The sequence below is a fragment of the Streptomyces flaveolus genome, from assembly GCF_044765825.1.
Lineage (GTDB): Bacteria > Actinomycetota > Actinomycetes > Streptomycetales > Streptomycetaceae > Streptomyces > Streptomyces flaveolus.
The window spans coordinates 126,095-140,465 of sequence record NZ_JBIWKU010000009.1 but is presented as its reverse complement, the minus strand read 5'-3'; the positions used below and the strand labels follow the sequence as shown (position 1 = coordinate 140,465).

Sequence of the window (14,371 nt, the reverse complement as noted above, 5' to 3'; positions counted from 1 at the left end):
GTGTTACGCCATCGATGTCGGAGCATCGATGTCGGTGTCGTTGCATCGCTTCTTGACCCCGGTGCACGACCTCAGCGCAAGCCCACGTCAAGCAAAGGAAGCAAGATGACCGCGCAGATCCTTGAAGGCAATCCCGTTGCTCTCGACGCCCCGATCGTTCTCGACGACGCCGCGGCGGCCGTGGCGGCCATTGCGAGGGGTGAGCTCGTCGTCGTGGTGGACGACGAGGACAGGGAGAACGAAGGAGACCTCATCGTGGCGGCGGAGTACGCCGACGCCGCGGCCATCAACTACATGATCACCCACGGGCGTGGCCTGGTCTGCGTCTCGGTGACCGAGGAGCGCGCCGCTCAGCTGGAGCTGCCCCCGATGGTCGAGCGCAACGAGGACCACCACGGCACCGCGTTCACCGTCAGCGTCGACGGCGGCCCGGAGCACGGGGTGACCACCGGGATATCCGCCCCGGACCGCGCCAAGACGATCGAGCTGATGTTGAAGGGCTCCAGCGGCGATCTGCGCCGGCCGGGGCACATCTTCCCGCTCGTGGCCCGCCCGGGCGGTGTCCTGGAGCGGCCCGGTCACACCGAGGCGGCGGTCGACCTCGCCCGCTTCGCGGGGCTGGTGCCCGCCGGCGTCATCGTGGAGATCATCCGCGAGGACGGGACGATGGCGCGCCTGCCCCAGCTGGCCAAGTTCGCCCGGCGCGAGGGTCTGGTGCTCACCAGCATCGAGAAGCTGCGCGAGTACGCCGCTGCCCGCAGCGAGCGGGAGCAGTGAGCTGCAGTTCCCGGTGGATGGCCGGTGCGTCGACCGCGCTGACACGTCCCGCGGTCACGCACCGGTTCCTCGCCGGCGTAGAAGGAGTGCGGCACCTGCCGGCCGACACACCGTTCGTCCTGGTCGCCAACCACAGCAGCTTCGCCGACCACCTCGTCCTCGACGCCGTACTCGACGCTCTGCGGGACACCCCCACGTCCTACCTCACCAAGGCGGAGGCCTTCGTCCACCCCGTGCGCCGCCGGTGGACCCAGGGCATGGGGGGCATCCCGGTGGACAGGGACCGGCCCGGCAAGGAACTGCTGGCCGCGATCGACGGCGTCTTCGCCGACCGCGGCGCCCTGGTGGTCTATCCCGAGGGCACCCGCGGGCCGGGCTGGCCGCTGCTGCCCTTCAAGGACGGCGCCTTCCGCTTCGCGGTCCGGGCCGGCGTGCCCGTCATCCCCGTGGCGCTGTGGGGTGCCCAGCACGTCCTGCCCAAGGGCGCCTGGCGGCCCCGCCGGGCCCGGGTGCGGGTCGTCTTCGGCCCCGCACTGCCCGACGACACCGCACGGCCCAGGCCTCAGCGGGTCGCGGCACTGGTCGAAGGGGCGCGGCAGGCGCTGGAGCACCTGGTGGACACCGCACGCACCACCCCCGACCCTCGGCGGGCCCGGCAGGCGGCCGCCGAACTCGTCCAGCGGGCCGAGACGGTCGTGGAGACGATGCTCAGCCACACCGACCAGTTGCCCACCGCGCGGCGGATGCAGCAGGCGCGCCTGCTGCTCGACCTGGCCCGCGTCACCGATCCCGGCGGCGTCACCGGACTCGGCACCTCTCTCGGCGCCGACGCCCGCGTTCTGGAGGCCCGGCTGACCGGACTGCGCGCCTTGAACGCCCCCGCACCGCTGCGGCCCGCCGTGCTGCGCGGGGTGCGGCACACCGCACAGGAGGTACTGCGCACACACCCCGACCACCTGATGGCCCGTTACCTGCTGGGCCGCTGGCACCTGCTGATGCCCCGAGCCCTGGGCGGCCGCCGCCGCCAGGCGCTGGAGCACCTGCGGCACGCGGCCCGCTTGGGCGCCCACGACACCCGCTATCCCATGGCGTACGCCGAGGCGCTGATCGCCGTCGGCCGTGACGACGAGGCGGCGCCGCACCTGCGCCACATCCTCGCCGCGCCGGCCCCCGACGCCAGAACAGCGGACCGACGGCGCCGGGCCGAAGCCCACTACCAGCAGCTCGCCGGCGTCGGCGGCCCTTCGAATCCGAGGTCATGAGAGAACGATGAGCACATCAGCGTTCCTGCGGTGCGGTGAGACACTCGTGGTCTTCGACGGGCCCCGTCGCCTGTCCTGGCACGCTTCCGCACCCGGCGACTACATCCCCACGGCTCTGTGGCCGAGCCCCGCGCAGGCGGCCGAGGTCATGGACCATCTGTACAGCGGCGGTTGTCTCCTGGTCCTGATCGAGCAGGAGCGCATCTCGGTACCGATGTACGCCGAGGAGGCCGAGCGTCTTCCGCCCGACGTGGCCGCCCGGGCCACGCTGACCAGTGACGGTGTGGTGAGCGAGCTGCACGTGCCGGTCCTGGACTGGATGCCGGCCGCGCTGCGCGAACGCGGCCTGCGCTTTTTGGAGAACAGCACGCGACTGCTGCGCGAGGAGCCCGACCTGCTGCTGCCGCATCTGATCGTCGAGGACCCCCCTCGCCACCTGGGGAACCTCAGGTTCGCCCGCCTGCGCCCGCCCCGCCCCTTCGCCGACGACCGCCTCGCGCCGGTCACCGACCACCTGTTCACCAGCGACCCCACCACCGACATCACCGCCACCGTCGATCCCGCCGCCACGCTGTGCCCGTCCGGCAGGGCGGCGGCGGTCCGTACCTGGGAGACCACGCCATGACCCTTCCGACTTCACCGGCCCCGCCCTCGGCAACCCCGCTGACGGGACGGGTAGTGCTCCTCACCGGGGCGGGACGGGGTCTTGGCCTGCTGGCCGCGCAGACGCTCCTGGAACAGGGAGCCACGGTGGTCGCCAATCACCGCTCCCCCTCGGAGGGACTGGAACGTCTGGCGGGCAAGTACCGCGACCGGCTCCGGCTCGTCCCCGGTGACGTGGCCACCGACGACACGGCCGCGCTGCTGGCCTCTGAGGCCCGCAGGTTCGGCCGGCTCGACGTCCTCGTCCACAACGCCGCGATCACCCGCGACCAGCCTCTGGTGCGGATGTCGGTCGAGGACTGGGACGAGGTGCAGCGGGTCAACCTGCGCGGTGCCTTCCTCACCACCAAGTACGCGGTGAAGAGCATGATGCGGGCACGCTACGGCCGCATCGTCTACATCTCGTCGATCACCGCGCTCACCGGCAACGCGGGGCAGGCCGCCTACGCCTCCTCCAAGGCCGGCCTGCACGGCCTGGCCATGACCGTCTCGCAGGAGTACGCCTCCTACAACATCCGCACCGCCACCCTGGCCCCCGGGATCCTCGACACCGGCCTGGGCGCCGCCGTGGCCGCCCCGCAGCGGCGGCGCATGACCGACCGCTCCCTGCTGGGACTGGGCGAAGCCGCCCAGACGGCCGAGACCATCGCTTTCCTGGCCTCTCCGGCCGCCGACTACATCAATGCCACCGTCATCCGCACCGACGGAGGAATGAGGTACTGATGAATACCGCCGACGCACACATCCTGATCCCCGCCCCCCTGCGGACGGTACGGCAGATCCTGCTGGAGCCCACCGCCCTGGCCGAATGGAACCCCGCGTTCCTGTCGGTCGGGGGCCCCGAGGCCGCGACCACCGGCCGGCGCTACCCCCTCACGGCCCGCGGTGGTCTCACCGGCCACTGGGAGTACCGCAGCATCGGCGAGAACCACATCGAGGGCTGCTGGGAGGTTCCCGGCCTTGCCGAGACCAACAGCTGGCGCCTGCTGCCCCACGGCGACGGCACCCATGTCACGCACTCCTTCACCAACCGGGGAACCCTCGCCGCCCTGCTGCGCCCGGCGTTCGCCGGCGTCGCCGACCTGCGCCTGGGCCGCCTGTCCCAGCGGGCCCGGCAGCGCACCCTGGCCTCGGTGGCCTGACCATGCCGCCCGCCGCCCCGCCTGCTGCCCTGCCCGCCGCCCCGTCCGCCACCACGACGCCCGGTGACCACACGCAGCCGGACACCGCGCTCCTGCCCGCCGCCGCCCGTACCGACTGCTGGGCGCTGCCGGTGCCGCTGCACCTGGCCCGCCTGAACGGCGAGGCGGCCGAGGAGCACATCCTGCGCGGCCTCGACTGAAGAGACCGCCCCCCTTCGTGACGGGCCCGGAGACATCCCCCGCCCGGGCCCGTCACCATCCGCCCATCCCTCCGGCCGTCCTCGCCCACCGTCCCAGGGAGACGCATCGTGTCCGCACCCTCCGTGCTCCGGCCTGCCACGGGCCCGGCGTACGCCCGCATCACCGGCGTGGGCGGTTACCGGCCCTCTCGCGTGGTGTCGAACCAGGAGATCGCCCTCCGGATCGACTCCAGCGACGCGTGGATCCGCGAACGCTCCGGCATCACCGAACGGCGCTGGGCGGCCGAACAGGAGAGCGTCGCCCTCATGGGCGCCGCAGCCGCCGAGAAGGCCCTCGCGCACGCCGGAGTCACCGCGGACCAGGTCGGCTGCGTACTGGTGGCCACCTCCACCCACTTCCGCCAACTGCCCGCGCTGGCAGCCGACATCGCCCACCGGATCGGAACCGTACAGCCCGCGGCCTTCGACCTGTCCGCGGCGTGCGCGGGCTTCACCCACGCCCTGGCCGTCGCCCACGACCTGGTCCGCGGCGGCAGCGCCGGCCACGTCCTGGTGGTGGCGACCGAGCGGATGTCCGACCTGATCGACCACGACGACCGCGCCACCGCCTTCCTCTTCGGCGACGGGGCCGGAGCCGTCGTCGTCAGCCCCAGCGACACCCCGGCCATGGGTCCCGTGGTCTGGGGCTCCGACGGGGCGCAGGGCGGCGCCATCGACCAGAGCGCCTCCTGGCTCGAACTGCGCCACGGCCGCCCGCCGCGCTTTCCCGCTCTGACCATGCAGGGCCAGACGGTGTTCCGCTGGGCCGTCTACGAGATGGCCCGCGCAGCCCGTCGCGCCCTGGACGAGGCGGGCATGGACACCGCCGACCTCGAGGCGTTCATCCCGCACCAGGCGAACCTGCGCATCGTGGAGGCCCTCGCCGCCGCACTGCGCCTGCCCGCGCATGTGGCCGTCGCCCGCGACATCGTGCACACCGGCAACACCTCGGCGGCCTCCATCCCCTTGGCGATCGAGCACATGCTGGCGGCCGGAGCCGCCCGCAGCGGCGCGCTCGCCCTCACCATCGGCTTCGGTGCGGGCCTCTCCTACGCCGCCCAGGTGATCACGCTGCCCTGACGCCTGCCCCGTCCCCACGCACACCCTGAAATGCCTCCCCGCCCGTCCGACCCAGCACAGGAGTTGCCATGCATGTGACCACCGCGCAGCCGGACACCGACCTCCTCGCGTGCGGCGAGGAGGCCCTCGCCACCGACGCCGACCGGTCGGGCACGGCGCCCCAGGAGTTCACCACCGTGCTGGACATCATGGCCCGCATCTTCCAGGCCGTCTGACAGGCCGTCCGGCCAGGTCCTCCACGCCCTCGGAGCGCATCCGGGCGAGAGACCAGCCGAACCTCGCGATCCCCACCTCCAGGAGACCCACGATGACGCACGCCGGCCGCAAGGTGCTTGTCACCGGGCTCGGAGCCACCACGCCGCTGGGCGGCGACGCCGCCTCCACCTGGCAGTCCCTCCTGGCCGGGCGCTCCGGCGCCCGGGCCCTGACCGAGCCGTGGGCGAGCGACCTCACCGTACGCTTCGCCTGCCCGGCAGCGAGCGAACCCGCCCCGCACCTCGGCCACACCCTGGCCCGGCGGACGGACCGCTCGGCCCAGTTCGCGCTCGTCGCGGCCCGCGAGGCCTGGCAGGACGCCGGCCGGCCGGACGTGGACCCCACCCGGCTCGGTGTCGTCATCGCCTCGGGCCTGGGCGGCCTCACCTCGCTGCTGGCCTCACACGACGTGCTGCGGGAGCAGGGACCGCGCCGCGTCTCCCCGCACACCGTGCCGATGTTCATGCCGAACGGGCCGGCCGCGCACGTCGGCCTCGAACTGGGCGCGCGGGCCGGCGTCCACACGACGGCTTCCGCCTGTGCCTCGGGGGCCGAGGCGGTGGGGCACGCCATGGGGATGATCCGCTCCGGCCGGGCGGACGTCGTGGTCGCCGGAGGCACCGAGGCCCCCATCCATCCCCTGATCATGACGGCCTTCGCCAACATGAGGGCCATGTCGCGGCGCAACGACGACCCCGAGGCCGCCTCCCGCCCCTACGACCGCGACCGGGACGGCTTCGTGATGGGCGAGGGCGCCGGCATCCTCGTCCTGGAATCAGAGGAGCACGCCCGCTCCCGCGGCGCCCGCGTCTACGGCGAGGCGGCCGGCGTCGGCCTGACGTCCGACGCCCACCACATCGCCCAGCCCGAACCCGAGGGCCGTGACGTGACCCGCGCCGTGCGCGCGGCGCTCGCCGACGCCGGCAGCTCCCCGCAACAGGTCACGCACGTCAACGCCCACGCCACCTCCACGCCGCTGGGCGATCTCGCCGAACTCGCCGCCCTGCGCCAGGTGATGGGCTCCCACGCCGAACGGGTACCGATCTCTGCCACCAAGTCGATGACCGGGCACCTCCTGGGCGCGACCGGGGCGGTGGAGTCGGTGGCAGCGGTCCTGGCCCTGCACCACCGTCTCGCGCCGCCCACCATCAACGTCGGCGCCCTCGACGGGCGGGTCGACCTGGACGTCGTCCGCGACAAACCGCGCGAGCTGGCCCCCGGCCCCGCCGTCGTCCTCAACAACTCCTTCGGCTTCGGCGGCCACAACGTCTGTCTGGCCTTCCACAGCGCCGCCGACGCCACCCGTCAGCACTGAGCCGAACGGGCGACCGGGCCACGCCCGGCCGTGCTGTTTCAGGTCAACACAGGACTCGATTCTGTAAAACCACGATGCCGGCCCGGCGGCGAAAGCCCAGGCCATGCGCACAGCGACGGAAGAGGGCCCGCGGCGGCCCTGCGGCAGATTCAAGCCGTGTTGCGGAACCGTCCCCCCGGCGCACCAGGGCACGTTTTAGCGTGGCGATCGCGCTGTGGCGAACGACAGGCGTTGATCCTCCGCGGTACCGGCAACCGACGCAGTGAGTGACAGAGGGACGATGAAGGACGCCACCTTGAATCCCGCCGTTTCCCGCCTCGTCGAGGCCCACTCCTCGCCGCGCACCAGGCCATGTACGCCATGTTGCGGACAGGTCGGCACCCTGGGCCTGTCACAGCGCTCATGACACCGGCCGCCGTCCCGCCGGAGCATCACTACGTCCGGATCGTCGCGCGCATCACCGACCTGGCCGAACAGGGCTGCACCGCCCCCACCATCACCCGGGTGCTGCGGAACGAGGGCTACACCATGGCCCCCGGCCGCAGCGATGCCATCAGCCTGACCACGGTGCGCCGGCTGCTGCGCGAGAACGTCCCCCCGGCCCGCCGTCGGCCCGCCCCGGCTCCCGAGGAGAGCCTGGCGGCCGACGAGTGGTGGCTGAGGGACCTGGCCGCGGAACTCTCCATGCCGCACATCACCCTGTACGCCTGGGCCCGGCGGGGCTGGGTCACCGTGGCGCGCCAGGAGAGCCGTCCCCCGTACCGCCTCATCCTGCGTGCCGACCACGGCGAACTTGTGAGGCTCCGCGCCATGCGCCCGAGCGCCGGCGGGCGTGCGGCGGCACCCGGCCTCTCCAAGATCCTGCTCTGACGCGCTGCCGTTTTCCGCGCAGTCACAGCCACTGCTGAGGCTCCTGGCCGGTACGGCGACAGAAATTCGCCTTCAAAGATGTTGCGTCATCGATGTTGCATCACGCATGATGGGTCATCGATAACGCATCATCGTTGTCCCAACATCGAAATGTGCCTGTCTGGCTGCTGTCGTACGGCCCGCTCCCACAAGCGGTGGACGGACCCCCGGAACCCCAGGAGTAGAAGTGAAGAAAATCGCCCACCTCGCCGCTGCGCGGCCCAAAGCCGTGATCGCCGGCTGGCTGCTGCTGCTCGCCCTGGCCGTCCCCTTCGCCCTCCAGCTCGAAGGAGCCCTGAAGACCGGCGGCTTCTCCGACCCCCGCGGCGAGTCCGTCAAGGCCCAGCGCACCCTGGAACGTGCCTTCGAGGAAGCCCCCAACTCCCTGCTGGTCGTCCTGCACAGCAAGGACGGTGCCGTCCAGGACGCCATCGGACAGGCCCGCAAGGCGGTGCAGCGCGAAGGAGTGTCCACCGTCACCGACCGCACCACCCACCCCGAGTGGCTGTCCAAGGACGGCCGCACCACCTTCCTCCAGGTGGGCTTCACCAGCGACAACACCACCGTCCAGAACCTCGTGCCCGACCTCCAGGACGACGTGCGCGACGCCGTCGGCGACAAGGTCGAAGTCGACGTCACCGGCGCCCCCGCCCTGGACTACGCGCTGAACGTGCACTCCAAGGAGGACGTCACCCGCGCCGAGATGATCGCCTTCCCGGTGCTCTTCATCGTGCTGCTGCTGGTCTTCCGCTCCGTGGCCGCGATGGTCGTCCCCCTCCTCATGGCGGGCGTCACCCTGATGGCCACCCAGGCCATCGGCTACGGGATGACACAGTTCACCGACGTCAACAGCCTCTTCACCAACATCGTGAGCATGGTCGGCCTGGCCGTCGCCGTCGACTACTCGCTCTTCATCATCAAGCGCTTCCGCGAAGAACTGGCCGACGGCCACACCGTGCCCGACGCCTTGGACCGCACCATGCGCACCGTCGGCCACTCCGTGGTCTTCAGCGGCCTGGCCGTCGTGGTCGCCCTCTCGGCCCTCTTCATTCCCCGCGCCATGTCCTTCACCAGCATCGCGCTGGGCGGCGTGGCCGTCTCCCTGGTCGCCGTGGCCATTGCCGTGACACTGCTGCCCGCCGTGCTGAGCCTGCTGGGCCACCGCATCAACTGGGGCACCCTGCGCCGCCGCAAGAACACCACCGAGACGACCACCCCCGGCAAGGCCGGCAAGGACGCCCGCCCCGACAACCGCTTCACCCGCCGACCCGGCCTCGTCCTGGCCGCCCTCGCGGTCGCCTTCGCCGCACTCGCCGCCCCCGCCGCCCAGCTGACCCTGCGCGTCCCCGTCGCCAGCGCGGACATCCTGCCCGCCGACGACAGCGCCCGCACCGGCATGGAACGCATCAAGCAGGACATCGGCGTCCGCGAGATGTTCCCCATCCAGGTCGTGCTCAGCGCCGACCGTGACCAGTCCGACGCCCTCCTCAAGAGCGCCACCGACATCGCCTCCTACGCCCGGTCCGCACCCGGCGCCGACAAGGTCCAGTCCGTCGAGCCCTTCTCCCGGTCCCTGGACGACCCCGCCTCCCTGGACGCCACCGCCCGCACCGCACTCGACCAGCTGTGGACGCAGGACGGCAACAACCTGGTCACCCGCGTCATCATCACCCCCAGCGCCGACCCCGACAGCTCCTCGGCCCACCACCTGGTCGACGACCTGCGCGACCACCTCGACGACCGCACCCAGCCCGAGGTCACCGTCCAGCTTGCCGGCGCCACCCCCACCGGCTCCGACTTCGACGACCTCGTCCTGCGCTCGGCCCCCCTGGTCGTCCTCTCCGTCGCCCTGCTCAGCTTCCTGATCCTGCTCTACGCCTTCCGCTCGGTCCTGCTTCCGCTGCTCGCCCTGGCCTTCAACATCGCCGTCGTCGGCGCCAGCCTCGGCTTCCTCGCCCTGCTCACCGGCAACGCCGACCACTCCATCAACAGCGTCACCCCGCTCATGCTCTTCGCCGTGATGTTCGGCCTCAGCATGGACTACATGGTGATCATGATCTCCCGCATGCGGGAGACCTACCTGGGGGGTGCCTCCCACCGCGAGGCCGTCCTCGGTGGCCTCGCGCGAACCGCCGGCCTCGTCAACGGCGCCGCAGCGATCATGGTCGCGGTCTTCGCCTCCTTCACCAGCGCACAGATCAGCATCGTGCGGGAGCTCGGCATCAGCCTGGCCGCCGCGGTCATCCTGGACGCCGTCGTCATCCGCCGCCTGGTCATGCCCGCCACGCTGCTGCTGATCGGGGACCGTATCTGGGGCCGCCACCGCCGCACCGAACAGCAGCCCCCCGCCCCCGAGCAGCCCTCCGGCCCCGAGCCGGTCCCCGCGACGGCGGTCACCACGAGCCGGCACCCACAGCTGGCCGACCACACCACACGGTGACCCAACCCGCCCATCCCGACCTCCCCTCGTAGAACCCGCTGCGCCGATCGACTCACTTCCCCGAGCCGACAGCGCAGCGGTCAGTTCCGCCGCCCCACCCGAACCCGACGTGACAACCCGCCAGGACAGGGAGACCGACCCGGTGAGCACGACTCTGTACGACGCCATAACGGACCCCACTCCGCCGCCGCTGGAGCAGACGGGCGACGACGCGATCTTCCAGCGAAGCGCCCTGCTGATCGCCCGACGAGGCTGGTGCCAGGGACAGGGGCTGCTGTACATCGGGTCCCCCCATGACCCACAGGCAGCGAGCCTGGTCGGAGCCCTCGCCTGGGCGGCTACCGGAGACGCAGAGTCCTGCGGAGCCGAGGTGAGAGCCGCCCTGGCCGCGGTACGGGCTCGCCTGGACCCCCACAACAGCGCCCATTTCAGCGACTGGGAGCTGGTGTGCGCCTGGAACGACGCGCCGGCCCGCACCCGCTGGCAGACCATCGCCCTGCTCCAGTCCTGCCGCTACCCCACCCTGCCCTTGCCCCAAAGGGGCGACAGGCTGATGGGCCTGCTGGAGGAACCGGAGGCAGTCGCCCGGATGTGAGCGGAGCAGCTCCAGACGGAGGCCGACCGCATACCGTCCGAACTCACAGCGGCGAAAGAGGTGTTGGAACACCGGGCAGCCGTTCGGGCGCCGTCGATCTGCACCGACGTCCCGGCCCCCTTTCAGGAGACCGGCTCGAACCTCGAGTCCCAGTGAGGTCCGAGCCGTCGCACCCTCGCGGCACGGCGTGCTGGTGATCAAGACGGCGAACAGCGGCCGCAGCTCCTGCTGATGACCGACCGCCCCGGCGAGATGGCGGCGGGCTGCGATGTACGAGATTCCCGCCTTACCCGCGGCTGAGTGACGAACCAGCAGGTCACCACGCCGGTACCGGCGTGGCCCGGAGCCCGACATCCCCCTCTGCACACCCCCTGCGCTGGTCCCGGACCGGAAAGAAGAAAGGGAAGGGACGGGCGGGCGGCGGGGTGGCGTGCGGCCGGGGGATCGAGGCCGTCCTTCTGTTGCGCGTCGGCCCGGGCCTCCGCGCGCTGACCGGAAAACGGCCTGCCTGCGCCCTCAAGCGCGGCACGAGCATGGGCCGCCGTTCTAGAGGCGGGAGGCGATGACCCCGTGACTGCGACGGGTTCTGTCCGTTGGGCAGAGTGACACGCGTGCATCGGGGCCCTGCGGTTCTCGTTCTCGCCGGCGTGGGACTGGGAGCCGCAGGCGCTGGTATCCGCCCTGTCAGGGCAAGTAGCCCCCGGCCTACCCCTCGAAGGCCGGGGGCTCTCGACGTCGGGTGAAACCGGGGTGGCGATGCCCCCTCGTTACCTCGACCGTCCGCAGCCCCTCCTGCGAGAACCTGCATGCTTCGCCTCCACGCGCCGTTCAAGGTGCGCCACGTCAGGGCGTCTACCTGCGATGCAAGGACTGGCATCACCGGCTACTTCCGTATCGCCACATGGGCATTTCAGACTCCTGAACAGACATACCGCCGTCTCCAAGGAGAACGCACATGGCCAACGAAGACTCGATGGTCCAGACGCGCCTGGTGCCCTTCCTCGGGGTGCTGGTCGTCGGGGTCATCCTCATCTGGGCCGGGATCGAATCGGCCGACATAGGCGCGCTCTTGGCCTCCCTCACTCCGGTCTTCGTCACGGAGTGGATGCGTCGGCCTCAGGGGCATGCCCAGGTCGGCGAGGGCCTGCGTCAGCGTCTTGTGCGTGTGCTGGTCGCCCAGCCCGGCCGTGACGTCGCTCAGCAGTCGGCGAAGCGCCACTTGGTTCCCGTCCTTCGTCATCCGCCGATGATCGCAGTCAGGCGTGTGAGCAGTCACTGGTCCTGCCGGTCATTCACGCCGAGACACCGGCCGATGGCCGGCCTCCTCGCGTCAGGGCTCTGAAGTGGGGTCGTCTCTGGCGCGGGGCGCCCGACCGGCAGTCCCTTCCAGGTCCTCGAGGGTTGAACGGGGGCCGTCGACAACTTGGCGACGGCGCCAGATACGGCGCTCAATCACCGTTGTCGTGACTGAGCGCTGTCACGGGGTTGTGTGTCGTTGTGTCTCAACCGGTGGTGGGCTGCACGTCCGCGGCGGTCTCCTCAGTGGCGGCGAGGGAGGCGAGCAGGCGCAGTCCCTCTTCGGAGGGGGAGCCTGGTTCGGCGGCGTAGACGGTCATGTGGAGGCCGGGGTCGGCGGCCAGGTCGAGGGATTCGTAGGCGAGGGTGAGTTCGCCGACGGCGGGGTGGTAGAACCGCTTGGTTCCGGTGCCGTGCCGGCGGACGTTGTGCGCGCCCCAGCGGGTGCGGAATTCCTCGCTGCGGGTGGACAGTTCACCGACGAGGTCGTGCAGGTCCTTGTCGTACGGGGTGCGGCCGGCCTGTGCGTGGAGCATGGCGACGGCCATGTCGGCGAACAGGTCCCAGTCCGGGTAGAAGCGGCGCGAGGCGGGGTCGAGGAACTGGAAGTGCGCCAGGTTTTGCTGGTTGACCGGGTTCGTGAACAGATCCGTGTAGAAGGCTCGGGCCAGAGGGTTCGAGGCGAGGATGTCCATCCGGCCGTTGCATACGACTGCGGGCCCGGCGGTGATCGCGTCGAGCGTCCACTGAAGACTGCGGTGGGCCTGCGGTCGGCCCTTTGTGTGGCGGCGCCGGGGCCGGGTGAGAACGTCAGTGCCGTCGGCGGCATGCGCCAAGTTCAGCAGATGGGCGCGCTCGGCGTCATCGAGTTGCAGCACGCGGGCGACGGCCTCGAGGACGGCAGGGGAGACGCCGGCAAGATCGCCGCGCTCGAGCTTGGCGTAGTACTCGACGCTCATGTCGGCCAGCGCAGCGACCTCACTGCGGCGCAGCCCGGGCACACGCCGTCGGGATCCTGCAGGCAGTCCTGCCTGCTCGGGGCTGATCTTCGCTCGCCGCGAGGTGAGGAACTCGCGGACCTCCTCACGGTTGTCCATGCCTTCGACGGTACGACGCGGCCGACGTGAAAGGGATGCACTGCCAGTACACCCCTCACTGGTAACTCGCTGCGTGCGCGGAACGGCGGTTTCCTGGAGAGCAGGCAGCACCCCCTGAGCGGCGGACACGCCCCTGGGGGACGCCGCTGGCAACCGCAACAGCGCAGTTGCGCCCTGTGTCCGGTGCCTGCCTGACCTGGCCCGCGGCGACCGACGGCCGCCCGGACCACGCCCCCGTGAGTACCGCATGTAAGGAACCACTCTGATGCGCGGAGCAGTGATCCACGCCCCCGGCGACATCCGTTTCGAGACCCTCGACAACCCGAAGATCCTCAAGCCCACCGACGCGATCATCCGTACCGCCGTGACCTGCGTGTGCGGCTCGGACCTGTGGCCCTACCGGGGCGCCGAGCCGACCGAGCACGCCCACCCGATGGGCCACGAGTACGTCGGCTTCGTCGATGAGGTCGGCTCCGAGGTCACCTCCGTCAAGCCCGGCCAGTTCGTCGTCGGCTCGTTCGCGACCTCGGACAACACCTGCGCCAACTGCCGCAACGGCTTCCCGTCGAACTGCCTGAACCGCGAGTTCATGTCGACCTGCCAGGCCGAGTACGTGCGGATCCCCAACGCTCAGGGCACCCTCGTCGCTACGGACGGGGTGCCGGACGAGAAGTTCTGGCCCGGGCTCCTGGCGGTGTCCGACGTACTGGGCACCGGATGGTGGGCGGCGGACGCCGCAGAGGTCGGGCCCGGCTCGACGGCGGTCGTCGTCGGTGACGGCGCGGTCGGCCTGTGTGCCGTGATCGCGGCGAAGGAGATGGGCGCCGAGCGGATCATCGCGATGTCCCGGCACGCGTCCCGGCAGAAGCTGGCGCGCGAGTTCGGTGCCACCGACATCGTCGCCGAGCGTGGCGAGGAGGGCGTCGCCCGGATCAGGGAGCTGACCGGCGGGATCGGCGCGGACAGCGTGCTGGAGTGCGTCGGCACCGCCCAGGCCATGAGCCAGGCCCTGCACTCCGTACGACCCGGCGGCAGCGTCGGCTTCGTCGGCGTCCCGCACGACGTCTCCGTCGACGGCCAGGAACTCTTCTTCTCCCACGTCGGCCTGCGCGGCGGCCCCGCGCCCGTGCGCCGCTACCTGCCCGACCTCATCGACCGCGTCCTGACCGGCGCGATCGACCCCGGCAAGGTCTTCGACCTGACCCTCCCTCTGGACCAGGTCGCCGAGGGCTACAAGGCCATGGACGAGCGCCGCGCCATCAAGACCCTCCTCACCCCCTGACCCACCCGACCGAAGGCAC

At 71.3% G+C, this 14,371-nt stretch carries 15 protein-coding genes; 14 read left to right on the top strand and 1 reads right to left on the bottom strand.

What is annotated here, in order from left to right:
* The first annotated feature begins 105 nt into the window (after nucleotides 1-105).
* The 13 genes from ribB (at nucleotide 106) to ACIRG6_RS26075 (ending at nucleotide 12,019) form a co-directional block, all read left to right on the top strand.
* Nucleotides 106-777 (top strand): 3,4-dihydroxy-2-butanone-4-phosphate synthase, encoded by a 672-nt coding sequence (gene ribB, locus ACIRG6_RS26135; RefSeq protein ID WP_403324730.1) that lies wholly within the window; start codon nucleotides 106-108, stop codon nucleotides 775-777.
* On the top strand, nucleotides 774-2,039 hold the full coding sequence (locus tag ACIRG6_RS26130) for a 1-acyl-sn-glycerol-3-phosphate acyltransferase (RefSeq protein ID WP_403324729.1): 1,266 nt from the start codon (nucleotides 774-776) through the stop codon (nucleotides 2,037-2,039). The genes ribB and ACIRG6_RS26130 overlap by 4 nt, the downstream gene beginning before the upstream one ends.
* Nucleotides 2,040-2,046: 7 nt before the next feature.
* Nucleotides 2,047-2,664 (top strand): hypothetical protein, encoded by a 618-nt coding sequence (locus ACIRG6_RS26125; RefSeq protein ID WP_403324728.1) that lies wholly within the window; start codon nucleotides 2,047-2,049, stop codon nucleotides 2,662-2,664.
* Entirely contained in the window at nucleotides 2,661-3,425 is a 765-nt protein-coding gene (locus tag ACIRG6_RS26120; RefSeq protein ID WP_364683064.1) for an SDR family oxidoreductase, read from the top strand. The genes ACIRG6_RS26125 and ACIRG6_RS26120 overlap by 4 nt, the downstream gene beginning before the upstream one ends.
* On the top strand, nucleotides 3,425-3,844 hold the full coding sequence (locus ACIRG6_RS26115; protein ID WP_403324727.1) for an SRPBCC family protein: 420 nt from the start codon (nucleotides 3,425-3,427) through the stop codon (nucleotides 3,842-3,844). The genes ACIRG6_RS26120 and ACIRG6_RS26115 overlap by 1 nt, the downstream gene beginning before the upstream one ends.
* 2 nt (nucleotides 3,845-3,846) lie before the next feature.
* Nucleotides 3,847-4,044, top strand: a complete 198-nt coding sequence (locus ACIRG6_RS26110) for a hypothetical protein (RefSeq protein ID WP_403324726.1) — start codon at nucleotides 3,847-3,849, stop codon at nucleotides 4,042-4,044.
* 108 nt (nucleotides 4,045-4,152) lie between these two features.
* Nucleotides 4,153-5,163 (top strand): beta-ketoacyl-ACP synthase III, encoded by a 1,011-nt coding sequence (locus ACIRG6_RS26105; protein WP_364683068.1) that lies wholly within the window; start codon nucleotides 4,153-4,155, stop codon nucleotides 5,161-5,163.
* A 68-nt stretch (nucleotides 5,164-5,231) separates the two neighbouring features.
* Nucleotides 5,232-5,378, top strand: a complete 147-nt coding sequence (locus ACIRG6_RS26100) for a hypothetical protein (RefSeq protein ID WP_403324725.1) — start codon at nucleotides 5,232-5,234, stop codon at nucleotides 5,376-5,378.
* 92 nt (nucleotides 5,379-5,470) lie between these two features.
* Nucleotides 5,471-6,733, top strand: a complete 1,263-nt coding sequence (fabF, locus tag ACIRG6_RS26095; RefSeq protein ID WP_403324724.1) for a beta-ketoacyl-ACP synthase II — start codon at nucleotides 5,471-5,473, stop codon at nucleotides 6,731-6,733.
* Between the two features lie 402 nt (nucleotides 6,734-7,135).
* Nucleotides 7,136-7,603 carry a hypothetical protein gene (locus ACIRG6_RS26090; RefSeq protein ID WP_318219423.1) on the top strand — a complete coding sequence of 156 codons (468 nt, stop codon included), beginning with the start codon at nucleotides 7,136-7,138 and terminating at the stop codon, nucleotides 7,601-7,603.
* 226 nt (nucleotides 7,604-7,829) lie between these two features.
* The gene (locus tag ACIRG6_RS26085; RefSeq protein ID WP_403324723.1) at nucleotides 7,830-10,082 is read left to right on the top strand and encodes an MMPL family transporter; all 2,253 of its coding nucleotides are present in this window, start codon (nucleotides 7,830-7,832) and stop codon (nucleotides 10,080-10,082) included.
* 142 nt (nucleotides 10,083-10,224) lie between these two features.
* Nucleotides 10,225-10,677 (top strand): DUF6197 family protein, encoded by a 453-nt coding sequence (locus ACIRG6_RS26080; protein WP_403324722.1) that lies wholly within the window; start codon nucleotides 10,225-10,227, stop codon nucleotides 10,675-10,677.
* Between the two features lie 955 nt (nucleotides 10,678-11,632).
* Nucleotides 11,633-12,019 carry a hypothetical protein gene (locus ACIRG6_RS26075; protein ID WP_365021049.1) on the top strand — a complete coding sequence of 129 codons (387 nt, stop codon included), beginning with the start codon at nucleotides 11,633-11,635 and terminating at the stop codon, nucleotides 12,017-12,019.
* 160 nt (nucleotides 12,020-12,179) lie between these two features.
* Here ACIRG6_RS26075 and ACIRG6_RS26070 read toward each other — a convergent pair whose 3' ends face one another.
* The gene (locus ACIRG6_RS26070) at nucleotides 12,180-13,070 is read right to left on the bottom strand and encodes a helix-turn-helix transcriptional regulator (protein ID WP_365021046.1); all 891 of its coding nucleotides are present in this window, start codon (nucleotides 13,068-13,070) and stop codon (nucleotides 12,180-12,182) included.
* A 265-nt stretch (nucleotides 13,071-13,335) separates the two neighbouring features.
* On the opposite strand from ACIRG6_RS26070, the gene ACIRG6_RS26065 reads away from it, so the two are divergent.
* Nucleotides 13,336-14,352, top strand: coding sequence for a zinc-dependent alcohol dehydrogenase family protein (locus ACIRG6_RS26065; RefSeq protein ID WP_364822249.1), 1,017 nt, complete (start codon nucleotides 13,336-13,338; stop codon nucleotides 14,350-14,352).
* Nucleotides 14,353-14,371 lie beyond the last annotated feature (19 nt).

Bases quoted from the DNA above. Each gene is read 5' to 3' on its own strand.
- ACIRG6_RS26070 (WP_365021046.1), bottom strand. From the start codon at position 13,070: ATGGACAACCGTGAGGAGGTCCGCGAGTTCCTCACCTCGCGGCGAGCG.
- ACIRG6_RS26115 (WP_403324727.1), top strand. From the start codon at position 3,425: ATGAATACCGCCGACGCACACATCCTGATCCCCGCCCCCCTGCGGACG.
- ACIRG6_RS26125 (WP_403324728.1), top strand. From the start codon at position 2,047: ATGAGCACATCAGCGTTCCTGCGGTGCGGTGAGACACTCGTGGTCTTC.
- ACIRG6_RS26110 (WP_403324726.1), top strand. From the start codon at position 3,847: ATGCCGCCCGCCGCCCCGCCTGCTGCCCTGCCCGCCGCCCCGTCCGCC.
- ACIRG6_RS26100 (WP_403324725.1), top strand. From the start codon at position 5,232: ATGCATGTGACCACCGCGCAGCCGGACACCGACCTCCTCGCGTGCGGC.
- ribB (WP_403324730.1), top strand. From the start codon at position 106: ATGACCGCGCAGATCCTTGAAGGCAATCCCGTTGCTCTCGACGCCCCG.
- ACIRG6_RS26090 (WP_318219423.1), top strand. From the start codon at position 7,136: ATGACACCGGCCGCCGTCCCGCCGGAGCATCACTACGTCCGGATCGTC.
- ACIRG6_RS26065 (WP_364822249.1), top strand. From the start codon at position 13,336: ATGCGCGGAGCAGTGATCCACGCCCCCGGCGACATCCGTTTCGAGACC.
- fabF (WP_403324724.1), top strand. From the start codon at position 5,471: ATGACGCACGCCGGCCGCAAGGTGCTTGTCACCGGGCTCGGAGCCACC.
- ACIRG6_RS26120 (WP_364683064.1), top strand. From the start codon at position 2,661: ATGACCCTTCCGACTTCACCGGCCCCGCCCTCGGCAACCCCGCTGACG.
- ACIRG6_RS26075 (WP_365021049.1), top strand. From the start codon at position 11,633: ATGGCCAACGAAGACTCGATGGTCCAGACGCGCCTGGTGCCCTTCCTC.